This is a genomic window from Dysgonomonas termitidis (assembly GCF_042654545.1).
In the GTDB taxonomy this organism is placed as follows: Bacteria; Bacteroidota; Bacteroidia; order Bacteroidales; family Dysgonomonadaceae; genus Dysgonomonas; species Dysgonomonas termitidis.
In genome coordinates, this window is sequence record NZ_JBHSGN010000121.1 from 200,790 (window position 1) to 221,306 (window position 20,517).

Here is a 20,517-nt window from a genome sequence, read left to right on the forward strand (position 1 = left end):
AAGGCGATCTATAATCAAAAAGTTACATTGTTTATTCAATTTTTTCGATTTTTTATATGCTTCTCCCCGGAATGGGATCACGGGAAGATTAAAAGCAGAAATAGATGAGACGTAAAATTGCCATTTGACAGAATTCTTCTTCTAGCTTTATGATTACTTAACTCTCACCCAATTTTGTGTACGCCCGAAAGCGGAAATACCTATATAGCCCCGGACTTTGAGTTTATCGCTTCCATCAAGAGAGACAATACATTTATAAAGTTTTCCATTCGAGGGGTCAAGGATCTTACCATCACTATACTCCTTTCCGTCCTTAGACAATCCTTTCAGGATTTCCAGACCTAGAACGGGCTTGTCTTTATCAGTTCCAGAACAGTTTGTACATTTTATATTCTTTTTTGCAGGGTTAAGTATTTCAATTACTTTACCATATATCTTACCATCACGTTCGGTTATTTCAACTATCGACTTTGCTTCTTTGGTCTCGTCATCGAATGTTTTCCATTTACCTGTAACGCTTTGTGCATTGGCTGATAGTATGGAGATAAATAGTCCGGCTAATAATATAAATTTCAATTTCATCTTTTTATTTATTTTAAGTTATTATTCGGTCACGAAAATAATGAAAATAATAGTAATAGTTTCTTTTGAAACTATTAAAATTTAATTTCTTTAGTAATTGACCGAATAGATTATTCGTTTTTTGTTTATAATCAATTGTTTATAATGCCTGTAATTCTTCGATGGAAATTCCGGTGAAATCTGGGATGACTTTTACTGTAATATTGAATAGCGCCTCTTTAAAAAGTGAGCTGTCGTTCACTGCTATAACTTTCATCCCATTCAGATGAGCGGTTTCTATCGCGCTTAAGGAGTTTTCAAAGACAAAGCAATCCTTTGGATCGAAACCTAATTCCTTTGCAGCCAACTGAAAACCGGATATGGAAGATTTAAATTTGGATAAGTTTTCGATAGATACGATCGTATCCATTGTATTATTTAAATCCGTCTGTTTATATACATTATCAAGCTTTGTCTGACTGGAATTTGTTACCAGTCCTGTTTTTATTCCATTCTTTTTTAAGCCTTCAATGAATTGCTTAACTCCCTTTGCTTCGTGAATCTTTAAGTTGGCTTCATGTGCTTTCAGGTCATTTATTAATTCATGCTTTTCTTTCTCGGAAAGGTGAGAGAAGTATTTGGTAAGAATGTCGTGCAGGCTTTTCTCGTTTACAAGCTGCTCCGGCTTTGCTGTTTCCGAGCCATATTTGTCTCCAAGGTATTTCCATATGCTTATGTTCTGGGATTCGCTGTCTATCAGTACCCCATCAAGTCCGAATAATACGCAAAATTTATTTTTCATTTTAGTATGGATTTATAGGTGAATATTATTATAAAACAGATTATTAATTCAGTAAGTTTATTTACTGATTTAATATTTTCCGCAAATAATTTTGTCAAACGTTATATATACCAAAAAAATCCTGCGAATCTCACGACTCACAGGATGAATTTTTACACAAACTTTACAAAACTACATTTACAACCTTATCCGGTTGTATATACTTAGGATATTTTTTCAATAATTTAATTCAGTCATATGAATTTTTTATAATTCTTGTTTATCTGCCCGGTATCTGGTCGGAGTCATCCCTGTATGTTGTTTAAAGAATCTACCTAAAGATGCCTGATTTGAAAAATTGGTTTGAGAAGCGATTTGCTGAATATTGAGTGATGAATTTTTTAAGTATGATTTTATATCCAATACGACATATTCAGTAATCCAGTCTTTAGCGGGCCTGCCACTGACTTCTTTTATTACAGATGTCAGGTATTTTGGTGTAATACAGAGTTTTTCAGCATAAAAAGCCACATCTTTATATTCTTTATAGTGCTTCATTACCAGCATGAAATAGTCGTATGCCAGCTCCTCTTTCCGCGTGTCCATTTTGGATTTGCCCGATAGCAGGCTCGTTTTATAATTGTTATAGAGATCCAGGTAAAGTAACCTCAATAGATTGATTACATACTCTCTCCGGAACAGGTAATCATTCGCCCCGCCCCTTTTATAGAGCACATTGAAGAATCTCATATAATTATCTACATCTTCCCCTTTTAATTCATAATGAAGCTTATTTCTCATGTAAATGAAAAATTGAGGGGAGAAACGGGAAATACCACTCAATGTGTCATTAAATAGCGCTTGTGAGACAATGAAATAATTTACTTTAAAATCTTTACTCGTTTTATTAATAGCCACTAACTGACAAGGAAGAAGTATGACCAGTTCGTTTTCAGCCAGAGAATATTTGTTCGTATATACTGTTATTTCCGCATATCCTTTAGTACAGAAAGCAACAATTCCAAACTGAATGGAAGATTGGCGTGAAGTGATGGGCAAATGCTTCGCATCTCTGAATATTTTGAAATCTGCTTCTAGAGGCGGATTATTCTTCATTATATCCTTCATCATTTATGTCTGTTGTCTTTTTCGGGTGCAAATATATATTATCATTTTTTATATCACCGGATTTGTGGATATTTGGTGTAATATTTCCGAAATCTGGTATTTCTATCAGTTAACACATATGGAGACAGTCTTGTTTAGAGCAAGATGAAGGGATGATGTTTTTAGCGTGTAGTTTTCTGTTAATTAGTATGTTGTAGATGTGTTTGGTACTGTATTCAGGTTAGCGGTTCACAATAGGTTTTGTTTACTACACGTTCGCGCATAGATGCTTTATTTGTGAAGTTGCGGGAGATGTTTTGGACTATTTATTTAATTAATAGCCATCTTATGATATAGTAACATATATTCTCCCTCATTACCATAATACAATTTAAGATATCCATTTTCATAAGCAAATTTATTAATGTCTGATATGCATTGTAAAAAGTAATGTCCATCTATTGCTTTTTCATCCATATAATTGGACCCGGCGAGAGTGATAGAAGCATAAGGATATTTGGTGGTAAAATTACCCCAATAATTGTTATTCCCAGATTTACCAAAAATTTCAGATTCATTAAATCCGATTGTAAAGCAATCTTTACAAATTTCTGTTGTTAGTTCTTTATATGAATTCTTATTTCCAAATCCGACCAATTGCCACACATCATAAAGTTCATATTTAGTTTCCTTTCCACTTTCATCTCCGGAACAAGAAAATAGGGATATTATAATAATGGATAAAAAGATAATTTTAGTTTTCATAGTTATTTTCTTTTTGCTGGGTTATTAATTATATGATGTAATGAAAGGAGGAAAAGTTGCAATTAAAACAAAAAAACTCCCGCTCAAATATAAGCAGGAGTTTTAATACTATCTTTTCCGTCTGGAGTTACTCAGCCAGCAATATTTCCATTATCTGCACAGCAGCCTTAGTTACCGAAGTACCAGGGCCGAAAATGGCAGCAACACCCGATTTGTACAGGAAGTCGTAATCCTGTGCAGGAATCACACCACCTGCAATAACGATGATATCCTCACGTCCAAGTTTTTTCAACTCGGCTATAACCTGAGGCACAAGTGTTTTGTGACCGGCAGCAAGAGAAGAAACTCCAAGTACGTTCACATCGTTTTCCACAGCCTGACGGGCAGCTTCTTCCGGAGTCTGGAACAATGGCCCCATATCCACATCGAATCCGCAGTCGGCATAACCTGTTGCTACAACTTTGGCTCCGCGGTCGTGTCCGTCCTGGCCCATTTTGGCAATCATGATACGTGGCTGACGACCTTCCTTCTTCGCAAAATCTTCCACAAGAGCCTGTGCTTGTTGGAATGTAGGGTCTTTCTTAGTTTCTGATGAATACACGCCTGATATTGTTCTGATTATTGCTTTATAGCGACCTACTACTTCTTCGCAGGCATCGGAGATCTCTCCCAATGTTGCACGAAGGCGAGCAGCTTCAACTGCAAGTTCCAATAGGTTGCCTTTCTTTGTTTTCACACATTCAGTGATTGCAGCAAGAGCTTTCTTCACTGCTTCATTGTCTCGTTTCGCTTTCAGGTCGTTCAAACGCTCGATTTGCTGACGGCGAACCTCAGTGTTGTCCACATCGAGAATATCGATCGGGTCTTCTTTTTCCAAACGGTATTTGTTGATACCGATGATGGTCTGGCTACCCGAGTCAATTCTTGCTTGTGTGCGGGCAGCAGCTTCTTCGATACGCATTTTAGGAAGGCCGGTTTCGATAGCTTTAGCCATACCTCCAAGTTTCTGTATCTCCTGGATATGTTCCCATGCTTTGTGAACCAACTCATTAGTCAGAGTTTCCACATAATAAGAACCAGCCCAAGGGTCGATTTCTTTAGTAATATATGTTTCTTCCTGGATATATATCTGGGTATTACGCGCGATACGGGCAGAGAAGTCAGTTGGTAATGCAATGGCCTCATCCAGCGCGTTGGTGTGCAATGACTGAGTGTGACCAAGAGCAGAAGCCATTGCTTCGATACATGTACGGCCTACGTTGTTGAAAGGGTCCTGTTCAGTCAGCGACCATCCGGATGTTTGAGAGTGGGTACGGAGTGCAAGCGATTTCGGGTTTTTTGCGCCGAAACTTTTCACTATTTTAGCCCACAACAGACGTCCGGCACGCATCTTAGCTATTTCCATGAAGTGATTCATCCCGATAGCCCAGAAGAACGACAGACGCGGAGCGAATGCGTCCACATCGATACCTGCGTCGATACCTGCTTTCAGGTATTCCATACCGTCGGCCAGCGTATAAGCCAACTCGATATCCGCTGTTGCTCCGGCTTCCTGCATGTGGTAACCCGAGATAGAGATTGAGTTGAACTTAGGCATCTTCTGTGATGTATATTCGAAGATATCAGCAATGATCTTCATTGAGAATTCAGGCGGATAGATATATGTATTACGCACCATGAATTCTTTAAGGATATCATTCTGGATTGTTCCGGCCATTTCTTCCAGTTTAGCACCTTGTTCGAGACCTGCATTGATGTAGAATGCAAGTACAGGAAGCACGGCACCGTTCATTGTCATCGAAACGGACATCTGGTTCAAAGGAATACCATCAAACAACACTTTCATATCTTCTACCGAGCAGATAGATACCCCGGCTTTACCTACGTCACCGACTACACGCGGGTGGTCGGCATCGTATCCACGGTGAGTGGCAAGGTCAAACGCTACGGACAGACCTTTCTGTCCCGATGCAAGGTTACGGCGGTAAAATGCATTTGATTCGGCTGCAGTAGAGAATCCTGCATACTGACGTATTGTCCAGGGACGCATAGCATACATACCGGAGTATGGTCCGCGTAGGAATGGAGGAAGCCCCGAAGCATAGTTGAGATGCTCCATGCCTTCAAGGTCTTCTTTTGTATAAACAGGCTTAACCGGGATCAGTTCAGGAGTCATCCAGTTAGCTTCTATACCATTATCAGCAGCCCATTTTGCAGCATCTGTAGCTGCAAAACCTGCTTTGTTAATGTTTATATCTTTAAAATTTGGTTTCATTTTTCTAGCTTTTAGCTGATAGCTTTTAGCTGATAGCTATTAGTAAAAAGGTTAATAGCTAATGGCTAATGGCTAACGGCTGGTTTATTTAATTGATTCCCAGTTTAGCATTGAACATTTTTAATGTTTCAAGGACATTGCTCTTCACGTTAACGAAGTGCTCGATCCCCAGAGCTTTCAGCTCATCCATGCAAGCAGGAGCTCCTGCTACTACGAAATGCTCTTTACCCGCGATTAGCTTATAAGCTTCCGGTGCAAGTGTTGCATATTCGTCATCACTGGAACAAAGAACGATAATGTCGGCTTTCTTTTCGCGTGCGGCTTTCACTCCGGCTTCAACAGTTTCGAAACCTAAGTTGTCAATTACCTTGTACCCTGCACAAGCGAAGAAGTTACTTGAGAATTGAGCGCGTGCAAGGCGCATACCCAGATTACCGATAGTAAGCATAAACACAGTCGGTGCGCCGTGTTTTTCGGTAGCTAAACGCATGCTTTCAAAAGCCGTTGCCAGACGATCGGTAGGTAATGCCAGGTAAGGAGCGTCTTTCGGGCATCCGCAATCGTGACTTTCCTTTTCAACAATCTTACCGTCTGCTTTTTCTGTGAAATTAGGGAACTGGTTAGTACCTAAAAGTATTTCGCGGCGGGTAGCCAGACCTTTGAAGCGTGCATCGGCCGAAGCTTTCACTGCGGTCTGTACTGTTCCGGCCTTCAATGCCTCATAGAATCCTTTTTCGTCTGTTTCGAGGAACAGTTTCCATGCCTGTTCTGCGATAGACTTAGTCAGGTTTTCTATATAATATGAACCTGAAGAAGGATCGGTGATCTTATCGAAGTGACATTCCTCTTTTAACAATAATTGTTGATTGCGGGCAATCCTTTCAGAAAAATCGTCCGATGTTTTGTATGTTTCATCGAACGGACGTATTGTGAGTGAATTAACACCTGCAATAGTAGCGGACATCGCTTCTGTTTGGGTACGAAGCAGGTTTACGTGTGCGTCGTATATTGTCTTATTGAAAATAGATGTCTGTGCATGTGCGTATATTTTTGCAGCGCAAAGGCAGATTCCCTCAGGCGATTTGTTAGGGCAATCGTTCTGACAGATCGGTTTGTATGCTTCTACAATCTCGGCCCACAACCAGCGTGCTGCACGGAATTTTGCTATTTCCATGAAATAGTTTCCTCCGATACCGAAATTGAATTTGATTTTCTTTGCTACTAATGTAGCATCCAGACCAGCCTCAACAAGAGCGCTTAACAGCTGGTTACCATTAGCCAGTGCATATCCGAGTTCCTGATAGATATATGCACCACCATCATTTGTAGCATGTGCATTAACAGCCAGTACCCGGAAACGTGGCAGTGGGGCAGCAGCTTTTACTATTTCGGCAGCTTTTTCTACCCATCCTTCCGCGTCACGGCCTTTTTTCAGAAGTGGTTTGAATGGATCGTAGTTTACCGAACCGAAACATTTCAGCAGGTCTGCGCCCGATTCTTTGTAATATTCTACAAGGATTTTAGTTAATTCGAGCGATTTGTGATAGCATGTGCTGAAGTTAAGCTCTACAGCTTCCGGCAAAATGTTTTTCAACAGGGTCCTGATGTTTTCGGCATTCACATCATCCCCATCGATAGAGAAGCCAAGTGATGTGATACCTTTGTTTAATACGTCAAGTGCTTTCGCATTGGCAGCCTTGAAGTTGTTAACGCAGATATCCTGCCGTGTATACCAGTCATTGTCTTTCTTGGTGCCACGTACATATGGAAACTCACCCGGAAGAGAACGGGCCGTTGCCAGGCCTTCAGTATTCTCACTTCTGTAGAAAGGGTTTACGTTGAACCCTTCATTTGTTCTCCAAACAAGTTTTTTCTCAAAGTCGGCCCCTTTCAGGTCAGCCGTAATCTTAGCCATCCATTCTTCGGTAGATACCGCTGGAAAGTCTGAGAAAAGCTTTTCTTTTTGATTAGCCATGATTAATTTTTATTGTTTAATGTATATAGGTTTTATTGTAATTGCATTGATTCTTAGTTGATTATATATCGCCTATCTATATTCGCATAAATAATATTTATATGTGCTTAAATTCAAATAGTTATACTTTTTAAAAATGCAGTACAAAAGTAAAGTATTTTGTTTGGTTAGTAAAGTTTTAAAGGCTAAAAAATCTAAGGAGTAATGTATAAATTGGTGTAATTGGTTAAATGGGGTGTTAAAGTGTCAATATAAGATTAAAACTGTCCTGTTTCAGAATACAAGAGATGAGCAGGTTAAATAAATGTATGATGAATATTATTACAGAGGAATCCAAGATATATGATATCAAGAGATTATCTTAAGAGGGGAGGGATCTTTTTATTATTTAGATATTTCAGGATATTGTTGTATGTCATAAAATGTCCCGTATGTGCTGTTTTGTATATATGCTGTTGTGCTTATTTTATTTATTTAGAAAAAGTGTGTCATATTATGTGTGTTTTGTTGGTGTTCGTGACGTTTGTGCTGCCAATAATATTTTACTTATGACAGAAATATATACATTAAATTCATTATATAGAACATATCTTTGCTAACAAGATAAATAAGATAAATAGACAATAAGACTTTTACAATCCTTTGGGTATTGTCCAAACCTCGTTTATTGCATACTAGTTTTTATAAATAAATTCAATTTATTTAGCATTTCGACTTTTAATGGCAAATTTTTACTTTTCAAAAATATATCAACTGAAACTAATCCGGTGTGGAAAGAGATTTACCGCAGATACCCTGTTAAATTGTATCTGTCATCAATGGTCTATGTCTTTAAATATATTGTCTTCGCTGCATTTCATGTTGCTTGCGAAAGTAGCAGGTGCAAGATCTTTACCACTTGATATTCTTAATGCACCGGATTTCTTGTTTAATAAATATTCCCGGAAAAACTTCGATACTATATCGTAAACATAACACAAAATTAAGAAAACAACTATTTTTATGAAAACAACAACAACTTTAAACAAACTGCTATTACTTTGCATCGTAATATGTTTTTGCAAAATTTCGCAAGCGCAGGTTACAATAGGTTCGGGAGAAAGTCCTAATATAGATGCATTATTGGACCTTAAGGAAACCAGTGCAGGGGTATCAAATAAAGGCCTCCTGCTGCCTCGTGTTTCACTGACCTCAACAGCATTGGCGAGCCCATTATCGGCTCATGTAGCCGGTATGACCGTTTACAACACCGCTTCAACAGGCGATGTGACGCCCGGACATTATTATAATGATGGAGCTAAATGGGTAAAACTTTTTCCTGAAGTATCATCTGTGACACCTAAGTTTTTTTATATGCCGTCAGTTGTACTACCTACAGATACGGCTGATCCTTCTTATAACTCAGGAACGCAGGAATTCACCATTGATTTGTATGCGCTCTACGGAGAGCAGTTCGGCCTGACCAATTCGGCTTCCTCTGTCAAAGGTGCGGGGGCAACAACCTTGCCTGTGTTAGCAAGTAATGCTATGGAGTATTTTATTACCTATTATGATAATACGGTTTTCCAGAATATTGCATTAAGTAATACCGGAGTTTTGAAATATAAACTGTTTGCACAATTTACTTATTCCGAAAAAACGTTTATGAACATTGTTTTTAAAGTTAAATGACAATTGTTTGTAAAAAATAAAGATTAGTAAATTATGAAAATATTTTATATAGTGATATTTTGCCTATGCACAATTTCTGCATATACACAGACCTCTGGGGTTAAAGATGCTAAACAGGAAACCAGCGGAAGCTATTCATTTCGTAGTGCTGCGATTAGTGTTCGTAATTATGAGACTAAAGCCGAGGTGTTTACCCATGCTTTTAATGATACTATTTCCCTGAAGGAAATGAAAGGATTGCCATTTCCTGTTCAGCCGGTATTTTTGTCGGTATATATACAGTCGGGGATGCTGTCTGCTTGTACTCTATGGAATAATCTGAAGGAATATAATGTAATAGATGAGGGTAGATTACTATTGCCAGCCAAAGAATCTGATACGGATTCGAATGCGAAGTCCGAAGAGGACATGTTTTCACCGTCATATTCCCTGTCTCCTCTGTACACCTTGACTATAGAGGGAAATACAGCTACTTTTACTTTCCCCGAAATTTATGGTAACAGTCAATATAATTTCACACTGGAGGGTACATTTACTATTATTTTAGTTAGAGACGAACCTTATAAAGACACATTATGACAAAACAAATCATTTATATATTCTCCTGTTTGTGCATAAGTTTACTCCTCTCACCACAAATCGGAGCACAGACTTGTAGTACTAATTTCACAGTGAACACTCAGATCAAAAATTCCACTTGTCTGTCCAATGGAGAAATTACGGTAACATTAGGGGGAGATCTTACTAACATATTTAATGTACAATACGGACTCAGTTCCGAAGGGGGATTCTCTATCAATCCTCAAAGTGATAATGTATTAAGGAATATACCGCCTGGCACATACGAATTGACAGTACGGGCTTTCTGTACAGTGGACAGCGAATACAGTACCGTTAAGAGTATTTCCAATCTGGTTGTCGGAGGTACTTATAAGGTGCCGGAAGTATCGCTCAACTCAGATGTTTCCCGAAAATCATATCAAACATGCAATACCGGTATTATTGCCCTGAATGTTACTAATGGTAGCGGGACTTTTACGTTTACTATTACTTCGGCGCCGGCAGGTGTAACGATACCTCAGGTTGTTACTCCTACCAAGAGTGGGAATGTTTACACTTTTCCTACTCAAAATTATCCGGCAGGGGATTATACGGTACAGGTAAGTGATGGATGTTATACATCGGTCAGGGATTTTACTTTGGGAGCTATTTCTGAATTTCCTACTTTTTCCAATCAGACTAATTCTGCTTTTCGTCCGGATGTAGATAATACACAGGGTTCATGCGGTTATGTAAAATGGACTGCATCTTCAAATGAAATTTCTACCAACCCCGATTATAAAAGATATTACGACGATAGGATGTATGAAATAGGAGCTGCTCCGGCCGGACAGATGCCAACTTACTGGTCAGACTGGAACAGCACTGCTACCGGTGGAATACTATTGAATATATCTCCTAATACCATAGCTGATTTTTACACATCAAACAGTATTGCGATTTATATACGTCTGAAGGGTTGTGAAACTGTATACAAAAGTTTTACTACTAACATTAAAAGGCCATCTACAACTGGTTCCACTACATATAATTGTGATAACTTTACCAGGACCATATATCCGTGGACAGACTATGACGGTTTAGTTTGTTATCCTTTAACCTTTACTGTAAAAAATTCGAATACGGGTAATATTATTTATAGTGAGCCTAATTGGTTATACAATGCAAATAGAAGCGATGTATTGACGTTCGACTACGGCGTTCCTTATGTAGCGACATTTGTAGATCAGAATAATACACAAATAACAGTTAATATACAGGCCAGCAGTAGCCGGACTTTCTATCTTAATAGTAATGTCCTGGCCTGCGATAGCTATTATTTCACTTATTATGTATCGATATCGGGAAAACCCGTTAGCTGCTGGGACTGGCCGGTAAAAGTTACTATAACAGATCCCGATGGAAATATCGTTCAACAGGAATCACTTGTTAATACCACTTCAAAGCAAACTCCGGCTTTAGAATATGGTAAGACATATACAATAACCAGAGAATTCCCTGATGGCACAGTTACATCAACTACACGTAATGTAGCATCCACATTACCAACAACCTATACTTTGAGTACGTATAGTGGATATGACGATAAATGTACTGTAAATAGAGGAGGCCTATATATATCGGCAAATGCAAGTTGGCCTATAGGAACTACTTTGACAATAACGGGACCGGCAGGATATGTTTCACAATCGGTAACAACCACATCAACCTCTTCCGGTTATTATCTGTCTACAACAAGTTTGCCTCCGGGTACTTATACGCTTACAGCTAATCACGGCTGCGGAAATCCTGTTACTGCGACCTTTAATAACCCGGGTATATATAGTTACAAAGACCTTGGCTATAATGAGCAATTAACTTGTTCGGGAATGAAGATAACCCCGACCGGCAGTATAACATATAAAGGCAATCCAACGACTACATATTACCGCTTGACCAGTGGCCCTACGGGATATGATAAAACTGTAATTGCCCCGGGAGGATCTTTCACTTTTTCCGGACCGGGAACTTATGTATTAGGTATATTGACGGATAATAGTTCTACTGCCTGTGTTATTGGTAGTACTACAATTGTTTATACTGCTCCGCCTTTAGACCTCGATCCTAATGCTACTTCAGCATATGTATGCGTGGGAGGAACCACCGGGAACATTTCGGTGAAGGCTATGAACGGAGTTGCACCTTATACATACCAGTTGTGGAATGCAGATAATACTGTAAAAATACCGGGTATCACAGATATTACGACCAGCGATATTGCCCATTTCACCTATGGACTTGCCGATGAGACTTATACTGTTCGTATCAGCGACCAGTGTGGGAACGCATTTAAGCAGGAGATAACTATATCTAATCTTGAGACGGCAAAAATAGTATATGCGAGTACGAACCCTGTTTGCACAGGTGGCACGATACAACTTAAATGTATTACTTTGGGAAAAACCGATTATACCTGGACTGGACCCGCCGGATTTACATCTGATAAGCAAAATCCGACTATTAGCAATGTACAGACTAATATGACGGGTTGGTACAAAGTATCGGTTACGCCGGAGTATTGCGGTATAGAGAAACTGGATAGTGTATACGTTACAGTGACACCACCTTTGGTGCCGACTCCGAATACAGAAAACCAGACGGTAGAGGTATGTGTACGTGAACAAACAACCTTAACGGCAGATGTGACAGGTGGGGATGGTTTTTATACTTACCAGTGGCAGTCGAGTACCAACGGTACATCATGGTCCAATATTGCGGGGGCAACGAGTGCTTCCTATGGACCGGTTGTTCAGATAAAATCGGGGACATATTATTATAGGCGAGTGACTGCAGATACTACCTGTGGCACAACCTACAATCTGGTAACACTAAATGTAAAAGCCTGTTATATCCTTGTGAATCCGAATATCAGGACACGGGCAGGGAATAGATAATATATCTCGGGAATAAATACAGAAAAGGAGGGGGAACTTGCAACAAGTTCCCCCTCCTTTGTTACTTATCAACGGGGTATAGCGGAATATCAATAATAATTTTCAGGAAATATGGCACTAAGTTCAATATATATAGACCCGTCTCTATCACTGATGTGAACTTTATTCTCCCGGGACAGCCATCCGATAGCAAGGAGTATCAACGAATCTTTGTAATGCGTATAATCCCCGATTTGTCTTACCGAAAGACTACCTTTTGTTGACAGGAGACGCCAGATATTACCGGCGTTTGTTCCAATAGCATTATCCGTCATAGCCATAAATTTAAAATGATTAAAAATAAGTAGAAAAACTCTATATTGAAATAGAGGAGTAAGTAGTATTCCGGATAAACGATCCGTTACAAGGGCCTTTAAATACAAGTATAAGAATTTGTCCGTTACCCGTTGCCGGATATGGCGGACATGCGCGTTTCCTTCTACCCTTAAAGTTAAGAACATTTTCGTGTAATTCCAATAAATTTAATTGAAATTTATAGATAATTTATTATATTTCATATCATTCCATGTTTTTTAGCATAGCGGATAGCGATAAATGCAATTATTCCGTCGCATGTCATTATCAATTTCCAAAAACTTTATCTATAAGTAAAAAACCAATTTTACTTATATGAAAACGAGCATGAATAACAACTCACCAAACTACATGATAATTTTGCCATGCGAGTTTCCATACATCCATAAAAAATAAAATTATCGTATGAAAACTACTTCCGTATTTAAGCGCAACCTTGAAGGAATAAACGAAAGGAACCGCTATATCGTAAACAAGGGTTCGACCCGTTCGTCGAAGACTTACAGTATCCTGCAACTGCTGCATGCCATCGCTTTACATTCCGAAGCACCGAGGATTATCTCGGTGGTTTCCGAATCTATGCCCCATCTGAAAAGGGGCTGTATCCGTGATTTTATGGATATGCTTCAGCGGGAAAGTATGTGGGAACAGAAAAACTGGAATGCCACGGATAAAATTTACAAGGTGAATAATTCCATTATTGAATTTTTCTCCGCCGATAATCCGGGAAAAGTGCATGGTCCGTCCCGTGATATATTATATATAAACGAGTGCATTAATATCGAGTATGAGGTGTACCGCCAACTGGCGATCCGCACGACCGAATATATTATTCTCGACTGCAATCCCTGCTTCGAATTCTGGCTCGATGAAAAGGTGCTTGTCCTGCCCGAAGCCAAACTGATACACTCTACTTATCGCGACAATGAATTTCTCTCATGTGCGCAGGTCAGGGAAATAGAATCGAACCGGGGTGACGAAGACTGGTGGCGGGTCTACGGTGAAGGGCAGACCGGAGTCCGGCAGGGCGTGATTGTCCGCAACTGGGATATCGTGCAGTCTATGCCCGAAGTGTATAAGAAACGTTGGCTGGGAATCGATTTCGGCTTTACCAACGACCCTACGGCGATAGTGGATATACGCCTTGCGAACGGTGAACTGTGGATAGACGAACTGTTGTATGCCAAAGGGTATGACAACCTGATGATCGCCGGTCATCTGAATATGTCGGGTATCCCACGCGATACACCCGTTATTGCCGATAGCGCGGAGCCTAAGAGTATCAGGGAGATAAGTGCGAAAGGCTGGAAAGTGGAAGCGGCACAAAAGGGGAAAGACAGTATTAATTCAGGTATTTCTGTTCTGAACAGGTACAGAAAGCATGTGACCAACCGGAGCGTGAATATCATAACTGAATACCGCAACTATTGCTGGAAAACGGATGAATCCGGTAATGTGACAAATACGCCTGTAGACAAGTATAACCACTCTATTGATGCACAGCGTTATGTGTGCCTGAATAAGCTATTGGAGAAGAATGGCGGATTGAATTATTCGGTGATAAAGGGAAAATAATTTTAATGTGCCGATGTGATAATGTGCCGATGTGCCAATAAAATTCACAAATAAGATTTTTAAAATATCTCATTGGCATATTAAATAGACGATAGAATAAACAATTGGCACATCGGCATATTAAATTTATTAGCATATTAAACAAGGTATTATGGCAAGTTTAGAACTCTACATCAACAATCAATTATGTGAGATAGAAAACCCGAAGGACTTTTCGATCTATCTCAAGCGTCAATTACTGAATCCGGCGGAACTGAGCACTAAAGACGCGCAACGCTCATACGACGTCAGCCTGCCCGCCACGGCTACCAACAACGCTATCTTCGGCTATACGAACACCGAGGAGGTGAAAGGGAAATTCTCGCAGCTGTACGATGCGCAGTTGGTGGCAAGCGGGACAAAGATTTTTGACGGCAAGTTTAAAATCAGTGAGATAGGAAAAGATTATTACAAGGGGAACCTTGGGATTCCGGTGGCGAAGACAGTGAAGGATATTTTCGGGGAGATGAAGATGAATCAGGCTGGGAAGTGGTTAGTGGATTTCACGAAAATAGAGGACGTTACAACATATAACACAAAAGAAAATTCGGAATGTATATTTCCGTTTGTCCTTTATAACTTGATGCCGAAAAGAGATACAAATAAAACTTATACTCCGAAAAACGTTTATGACGCATCTGTTGTATTTGGTTTGGAAAATTTTCCGCCGTCTGTTAATTGCCTGCAAATGCTGGAACAAATATTTAAAAATTCAGGCTATTCACTTACAGGCAGTGCAATGACAGACGAAAGGCTGAAAAATCTGTATGTATCATATAAAAACCCTGAAAATTATGAAAAACTCTGGGGTATAGGAAGTTTGAAAATTTCAGGGACATGGGGTAATTATATGAACGGTGTGATAGACAATTATCACATTAACAATGCTGAAATACCAGGCATTCCTCGGGGTTATATAACCGGAAATTTTTTCAATTCAAAAAATATAAGAAATCTGAAAAAAAGCGAATCAGGAACAAATATTTCAATATCCAAAGAGGGTGATACTACTAATACAGTTTTTAAAATACCACAAACAGGCTTATATAAATTGTTTTTCAAAGCTGTTTATCGTGGTAAAACAGAGGGTTTGGAAGACCCGGCGGGTATGAGTATATTTCAGGGAAGTTTGGCAAATCCGATCTATGAAGCAAAGGTGTTGAGATACACAGATAGTGATGTATTAGATAGCCAGATGATTGATAATATCTATTGCTATAATAATATAGATCAGAATCTAGGCGATGCAAATAAGATCTACCCTAAAGCTCATGCGGTAAATTTTGTAGATCCAAAGCAAAACCCCCATCTCATTTGCGGTCTGTCCTGGGGAGGAGAAGATACTTCCATAGAGATTATAACTCCTTATGATAATCTGCTGGTTGGCAATGGAAAATTCCATAATCCGATAGCCATAAGCGGAGGGCTCTCATGGAGTTATGGTAATAAGGAAGGTGGTGTAAAAGATAGGTTTTATTCTGCGGTAAAAAGTGAAGGCTATTTTTCTCCAAATAATTTGGATACGCCCCGGAAATTTGTTGTCGAACTGGAAGATATTCCTGCAGAAATGCGGACTCATACCACGAGGACAGACGACTGGAATGGAACAGGGCAGGTTTCCCAAATAATCTGGCTGGAGAAAGGTGAATGTATAACTATCGTATCCACATCAAGGCTGGCTGCACTAAAAGGAAAAACCGATGCATGGTACAACCATGAAATAGACTTCGAATTGACATTAGAACCTTTTACTCCTTACCGCAGCTGGCTGAAAATGGGTGATGATGGGTCGAGTACCGATGCAATGCACTGGACTGATAAAACAGTTTTCGATGTTGGGAAAATGAACCTTATAAAATTGCTGCCAAGCGCGATAAAAGTCAATGACTGGATCGATAACTTTTGTAAAGCGTTCAATCTTAATATCGTAAATACAGGAGAAACTAATTTTGAGTTAAATGTAAAAAACAGAAATATTATAACCCGTGCTACAAATATTATAGACCTCGACAAATGTGCCAATGTAAATCAAAGGTCGAACGAATCATTAAAACTGCCCTACCTGTACGATATTGGCTTTACAATAGACACGAACGAAGAAGGCTATTACAATACATTGAAGGAATATGTAAAAGATGAAGATGGGAATGAAACGGATGAAAAAGCGATCAATTCGGGCATGGGTGGAGGTGGAAAATATTATACCGGAAGTTCGGAAACTACAGCCATTACACAGACATCCAATTTTTCTTACTGCTGGTACAAAGACTTGTTTGCCAACGAGGAGAATGCTAAGCAGGGAATAAATCCAATTGTCAGCATACCTGTTATAATGGAACATGAAGCATGGGAAAAAGATTATGATTATGCAGATATGATGGATAAGTATTATTCTGATAAAGCACAACGTTTTTGGTATAAATCGGGATTGTTTGATATATCCATAGAAGGAACACCTTTAAAGTTTGCCCTTGTATCAAACTCCTATACCAATGGAGATAAGAAGCTGGTACTTGATTACGGAAACGAAACGGATTCTATTCTCAATGAGTATTTCTTATTGCTATTGAACTCGGCGAATAGTTATACTGTTGTAGATTGCCTGCTTACACCCGAGGAATATAATAACCTGAAAACATTTTTGGTGAAATTTAACGGTGATTTATACAATATTGCTGAAATAGATGGTTATGATCCTCTATGCAAGAAAAAAGGTATCCTCAAATTAATAAGGAAAATAATATAAAAGGGGGAAACCCCTTTTATTCTTTTACTTTAATATATACACTCCAGCCTTCTGTAACTAAAATGCCACCAAGAGCTTGATTTACTAAATATAATTTATTATCTTTTATTTCATATCTGTATATAGGTATATAACCATTTCTATAAGCCTTATCATTTATTGTGTATGTCATACCTGTGCCAGAGGTCAGATATTGTCCATTAGGGAAAAAAGTAACAATGTAAGTTTTAAAGTCCTTAGAAAAATATAATCCATATTCATCATTATTGTCACCTCTCCACAATCCCTCTATCGGATTATATCCCTCCGGCTTATAATTCTTATCGTTCGGGTCATTCCAGTCACCATTCCATACAAATTTTTCGGGTTCCGGCTCCGGTTCATCATCCCCGCCACAGGAAACGAATCCCATGCACAACGAGCAAATAAATAAAAAATACAGGAGTTTCTTCATCGCTTTTAGGATATAGTTTTGTTAAAGGCAAAGATAGTTAAATTGATCGAGAATTAACAATTGAAAACGAAAAATTTATATATTATGGAAATACGATGTTCTCCGAAAAGGGCAGAAAATATGAGCAACAAAAATGACAGATGGAAAAATGTGTAAAAAGTGTCAGGTTTGTCAGGTTTTAGTAAATAATCTTTAAGAGGCAGCACGGATCGAACTACCCGCTTGTTTATAATATTGATAAGGCGACCGATTACTAAGCGAAAATTTGTAACTTGCAACTCTAAATTTGTAATCAGTACATAAGTATGGGACTATTTGATTTCCTCAGGAAGAAAAAACAAGTGACAGAAGTGACAGATGAAGATCGCAGGCAGTTTGCTGAAGATATGCAGGCAAATGCAAATGCTTTGGTTAATCAATTTAAGGACGTTGCTCTGCTTGATTTCAGCGTGGATAGCCTTCAGTTGCTGGATGAGATAATGGAAGAGAACACGCCGTTTTATAAACAGGGTAATGATGAGACAAAGCGAATAATGATAATAAAGATAGGCGCGTATATATTTGAAGTTGCCCGCCAGAATTTTGGAGGGCGGTATTATTGGTACGATAAACTGGATCAGCCAGTGTTAGTTACCGGACAGCCCGAATTTGAAATGTCATTACTTGCATACGAGAAGGTAAAGGGACGTTTCGAGAATGGCAGTGAAGACAATATCCCGTTTTTCTTTGCGGGGTATGTTGAGGGGGTGAAGGAGAAGAAGAACGCCATGATAGTTTAGTCCTTATTATGAAATAAATAGTCTGGTTTTAAACGCAGATTATGAGTATTTTAACTTAAAATACAAGTTCTGTATTCTCTTTGTCTTTTATGTAAATCCTCTTATAAAGAAACCGGGATTATCTTGTTTTTCTTCCTTTTTTAGAAGAAAATATATCGTTTTGGCTATATTGTTGATATATAGTGTGTTTTTCGATAATCGAAACTGCATTTGTTAGATTTATCTGAAAACGATAAATTGATGCTTTTATATTTTTAATATTCCAGGATTCGAAATGGTTAATACTTCCATCTCTTAAATAAGAAACAACCTGATCTTAAAATACTCATAAATAGAACTGTTTATCACATCGGATTATACTACTTTTACCTATGTAAGATGAATATAATATTTATAGCCTGAAAAATAACAGCCTGGATACCGAACTCATTTAATATATGGATTTATATAAATTGTAGTTGTTTAGTTGAGCATAAATACCCAATATGAATATTGTTTTATAAATTTTAATTAGCACGAAATTAGATTTTTTTAAGATTTAAGGAAGAACCGCAAGTTTTGTGTAGTTTGTGAAGTGTGGAGCCATGTGAGCTGTGAGGTTCGCGTGGCTTTATTTGAGCATCATGATACCTACTCATGCAATATATCCTTTATGATCTTTATCACATCCGGTATAGCTTTTTCAACCTCAGGTGACAAATCCATTCCTACCTCACTGATATCCGCAGCAGAAACCACGATCAGGTCTACTTTAGGCATACTTTCCGTGAGTTCCATGACCGCCATCATATCCCTGAGCCCAATCTCATGCGCGCTCATCAATGGCGGGAAGTCCGAAGCATATCGCGGGTGAAGCAATCTTACTGTTCCCGGAGGATTATTGTCCAGCGTGGCATCTATCATTATGATATGGTCATAGCTTTCCAGCCAGCTCAGCAAGTGAAAACCCCCGGTACCTCCGTCCATCAGGTCGACACCGGAAGGTAGTTTTATTTTTTCAAGAGCATGGATAGTGTGTATACCCACGCCCTCGTCTTTCAGCAATATATTTCCTATTCCCAGAATAAGGGTTTTCATTTTTCTATAGCGACATTTACAGGGTTATTCGTGGCTCTGTCTTTTGCATCGGCTTTTTCCTCGGCTTCGGCAACATTTTCTTCCACAAACTTCCATCCGCCGATCATAGAGGATGTTACCCCACGACGCTCGATGTAGTCATGATAGAATACAAGATAGACATGGCCGATTGCAAAAAGAATGAAAAACCACATCAGGTAATGATGTATATGGCGCACCATCAGGTCGCCGCCCATAACCGGTACCATCCATGCAAACAACTTAGGCAAAGCGGCCTTACTCATCTGGGCATACAGCCCGAACCCGGTAATGCATTGAAGCAGGAATGCCAAAAACATAATGAAATAAGTACAACTGGCGACCTGATTGTGCCCGATACTGTCTACCGGCTTATTCTTTATCATCAGTACATCCACTTTGATAACTTCAACAAGTTCCTTCCACTGGGATTTTTTCAGGGGAATGAAGTTGCTCCACCGGGCATATTTATTACCTGCAAATCCCCAGTAAATCCGGAATACAAAATTGAAGAAGAAGACAAAGGCTGTTACAAAATGGATGAAGCGCACTATTCCGAACCAGTACCGGAATGTAGCTTCCGTATCGCTCATAATTGCCGGAGGGTCGGCGATGAGGAACCCCGTTACGCAGAGGATTACAATGCATAATGCATTCACCCAGTGGTAAAAGCGCACGGGCAGTTCCCATACGTAGACTTCCCTTACTTTTTCTTTACGACTTTTCATATTGTAATATTTAGTTATGAGTAGATAATTAGCATATCTGAAGATTAGTAAATGGAGCGCAAGCTGCAATATCATTTGCTAATATGCTGATATTCGAATCTGATAATTATCCTTCACT

Annotated in this window: 16 protein-coding genes; 6 read left to right on the forward strand and 10 right to left on the reverse strand. The window is 39.0% G+C overall.

Annotation, left to right across the window (positions count from 1 at the left end; all coding sequences use genetic code 11):
- Positions 1-153: 153 nt before the first annotated feature.
- The 6 genes from ACFO6W_RS20500 to mutA form a co-directional block, all read right to left on the reverse strand.
- Positions 154-582, reverse strand: a complete 429-nt coding sequence (locus tag ACFO6W_RS20500) for a DUF2147 domain-containing protein (protein ID WP_379999920.1) — start codon at positions 580-582, stop codon at positions 154-156.
- Positions 583-721: 139 nt separating this feature from the next.
- Positions 722-1,363, reverse strand: coding sequence for an HAD family hydrolase (locus tag ACFO6W_RS20505; protein WP_379999922.1), 642 nt, complete (start codon positions 1,361-1,363; stop codon positions 722-724).
- Positions 1,364-1,609: 246 nt separating this feature from the next.
- Positions 1,610-2,473 (reverse strand): helix-turn-helix domain-containing protein, encoded by an 864-nt coding sequence (locus ACFO6W_RS20510; RefSeq protein ID WP_379999925.1) that lies wholly within the window; start codon positions 2,471-2,473, stop codon positions 1,610-1,612.
- A 306-nt stretch (positions 2,474-2,779) separates the two neighbouring features.
- Entirely contained in the window at positions 2,780-3,214 is a 435-nt protein-coding gene (locus tag ACFO6W_RS20515) for a hypothetical protein (RefSeq protein WP_379999927.1), read from the reverse strand.
- A 127-nt stretch (positions 3,215-3,341) separates the two neighbouring features.
- Positions 3,342-5,489 (reverse strand): methylmalonyl-CoA mutase, encoded by a 2,148-nt coding sequence (gene scpA / locus ACFO6W_RS20520; RefSeq protein ID WP_379999930.1) that lies wholly within the window; start codon positions 5,487-5,489, stop codon positions 3,342-3,344.
- 88 nt (positions 5,490-5,577) lie between these two features.
- Positions 5,578-7,464 (reverse strand): methylmalonyl-CoA mutase small subunit, encoded by a 1,887-nt coding sequence (gene mutA / locus ACFO6W_RS20525; RefSeq protein ID WP_379999933.1) that lies wholly within the window; start codon positions 7,462-7,464, stop codon positions 5,578-5,580.
- 1,002 nt (positions 7,465-8,466) lie between these two features.
- Between mutA and ACFO6W_RS20530 the strand changes: the two genes are divergently transcribed.
- From ACFO6W_RS20530 to ACFO6W_RS20540, 3 genes are read left to right on the forward strand one after another with little or no spacing between them, the layout of a single operon-like run.
- Positions 8,467-9,135 carry a hypothetical protein gene (locus tag ACFO6W_RS20530; RefSeq protein ID WP_379999935.1) on the forward strand — a complete coding sequence of 223 codons (669 nt, stop codon included), beginning with the start codon at positions 8,467-8,469 and terminating at the stop codon, positions 9,133-9,135.
- Positions 9,136-9,168: 33 nt separating this feature from the next.
- Positions 9,169-9,714 carry a hypothetical protein gene (locus tag ACFO6W_RS20535; protein ID WP_379999937.1) on the forward strand — a complete coding sequence of 182 codons (546 nt, stop codon included), beginning with the start codon at positions 9,169-9,171 and terminating at the stop codon, positions 9,712-9,714.
- Positions 9,711-12,629 (forward strand): hypothetical protein, encoded by a 2,919-nt coding sequence (locus ACFO6W_RS20540; RefSeq protein ID WP_379999939.1) that lies wholly within the window; start codon positions 9,711-9,713, stop codon positions 12,627-12,629. Before ACFO6W_RS20535 ends, ACFO6W_RS20540 begins: the two co-directional genes overlap by 4 nt.
- 89 nt (positions 12,630-12,718) lie before the next feature.
- Here ACFO6W_RS20540 and ACFO6W_RS20545 read toward each other — a convergent pair whose 3' ends face one another.
- Complete coding sequence (locus tag ACFO6W_RS20545) at positions 12,719-12,949, reverse strand: winged helix-turn-helix domain-containing protein (protein ID WP_291110218.1); 231 nt, start codon at positions 12,947-12,949, stop codon at positions 12,719-12,721.
- Between the two features lie 439 nt (positions 12,950-13,388).
- On the opposite strand from ACFO6W_RS20545, the gene ACFO6W_RS20550 reads away from it, so the two are divergent.
- Entirely contained in the window at positions 13,389-14,558 is a 1,170-nt protein-coding gene (locus ACFO6W_RS20550; protein ID WP_379999942.1) for a PBSX family phage terminase large subunit, read from the forward strand.
- A gap of 151 nt (positions 14,559-14,709) precedes the next feature.
- Positions 14,710-17,343 (forward strand): hypothetical protein, encoded by a 2,634-nt coding sequence (locus ACFO6W_RS20555; RefSeq protein WP_379999944.1) that lies wholly within the window; start codon positions 14,710-14,712, stop codon positions 17,341-17,343.
- A gap of 16 nt (positions 17,344-17,359) precedes the next feature.
- Here ACFO6W_RS20555 and ACFO6W_RS20560 read toward each other — a convergent pair whose 3' ends face one another.
- Positions 17,360-17,797, reverse strand: a complete 438-nt coding sequence (locus ACFO6W_RS20560; protein WP_379999946.1) for a hypothetical protein — start codon at positions 17,795-17,797, stop codon at positions 17,360-17,362.
- A gap of 305 nt (positions 17,798-18,102) precedes the next feature.
- Between ACFO6W_RS20560 and ACFO6W_RS20565 the strand changes: the two genes are divergently transcribed.
- The gene (locus tag ACFO6W_RS20565; RefSeq protein WP_379999948.1) at positions 18,103-18,576 is read left to right on the forward strand and encodes a hypothetical protein; all 474 of its coding nucleotides are present in this window, start codon (positions 18,103-18,105) and stop codon (positions 18,574-18,576) included.
- 630 nt (positions 18,577-19,206) lie between these two features.
- Here the strand turns inward: ACFO6W_RS20565 and ACFO6W_RS20570 are convergent.
- Together ACFO6W_RS20570 and cybH are read right to left on the reverse strand one after the other, a co-directional pair.
- On the reverse strand, positions 19,207-19,653 hold the full coding sequence (locus ACFO6W_RS20570) for a HyaD/HybD family hydrogenase maturation endopeptidase (protein WP_379999950.1): 447 nt from the start codon (positions 19,651-19,653) through the stop codon (positions 19,207-19,209).
- Positions 19,650-20,399 carry a Ni/Fe-hydrogenase, b-type cytochrome subunit gene (cybH, locus tag ACFO6W_RS20575; RefSeq protein WP_379999952.1) on the reverse strand — a complete coding sequence of 250 codons (750 nt, stop codon included), beginning with the start codon at positions 20,397-20,399 and terminating at the stop codon, positions 19,650-19,652. Before cybH ends, ACFO6W_RS20570 begins: the two co-directional genes overlap by 4 nt.
- Between the last annotated feature and the right edge of the window lie 118 nt (positions 20,400-20,517).

Bases quoted from the DNA above. Each gene is read 5' to 3' on its own strand.
- ACFO6W_RS20540 (WP_379999939.1), top strand. From the start codon at position 9,711: ATGACAAAACAAATCATTTATATATTCTCCTGTTTGTGCATAAGTTTA.
- ACFO6W_RS20570 (WP_379999950.1), bottom strand. From the start codon at position 19,653: ATGAAAACCCTTATTCTGGGAATAGGAAATATATTGCTGAAAGACGAG.
- ACFO6W_RS20545 (WP_291110218.1), bottom strand. From the start codon at position 12,949: ATGGCTATGACGGATAATGCTATTGGAACAAACGCCGGTAATATCTGG.
- ACFO6W_RS20515 (WP_379999927.1), bottom strand. From the start codon at position 3,214: ATGAAAACTAAAATTATCTTTTTATCCATTATTATAATATCCCTATTT.
- mutA (WP_379999933.1), bottom strand. From the start codon at position 7,464: ATGGCTAATCAAAAAGAAAAGCTTTTCTCAGACTTTCCAGCGGTATCT.
- ACFO6W_RS20505 (WP_379999922.1), bottom strand. From the start codon at position 1,363: ATGAAAAATAAATTTTGCGTATTATTCGGACTTGATGGGGTACTGATA.
- ACFO6W_RS20565 (WP_379999948.1), top strand. From the start codon at position 18,103: ATGGGACTATTTGATTTCCTCAGGAAGAAAAAACAAGTGACAGAAGTG.
- ACFO6W_RS20510 (WP_379999925.1), bottom strand. From the start codon at position 2,473: ATGATGAAGGATATAATGAAGAATAATCCGCCTCTAGAAGCAGATTTC.
- ACFO6W_RS20500 (WP_379999920.1), bottom strand. From the start codon at position 582: ATGAAATTGAAATTTATATTATTAGCCGGACTATTTATCTCCATACTA.
- ACFO6W_RS20550 (WP_379999942.1), top strand. From the start codon at position 13,389: ATGAAAACTACTTCCGTATTTAAGCGCAACCTTGAAGGAATAAACGAA.
- ACFO6W_RS20535 (WP_379999937.1), top strand. From the start codon at position 9,169: ATGAAAATATTTTATATAGTGATATTTTGCCTATGCACAATTTCTGCA.
- ACFO6W_RS20530 (WP_379999935.1), top strand. From the start codon at position 8,467: ATGAAAACAACAACAACTTTAAACAAACTGCTATTACTTTGCATCGTA.
- scpA (WP_379999930.1), bottom strand. From the start codon at position 5,489: ATGAAACCAAATTTTAAAGATATAAACATTAACAAAGCAGGTTTTGCA.
- cybH (WP_379999952.1), bottom strand. From the start codon at position 20,399: ATGAAAAGTCGTAAAGAAAAAGTAAGGGAAGTCTACGTATGGGAACTG.
- ACFO6W_RS20560 (WP_379999946.1), bottom strand. From the start codon at position 17,797: ATGAAGAAACTCCTGTATTTTTTATTTATTTGCTCGTTGTGCATGGGA.
- ACFO6W_RS20555 (WP_379999944.1), top strand. From the start codon at position 14,710: ATGGCAAGTTTAGAACTCTACATCAACAATCAATTATGTGAGATAGAA.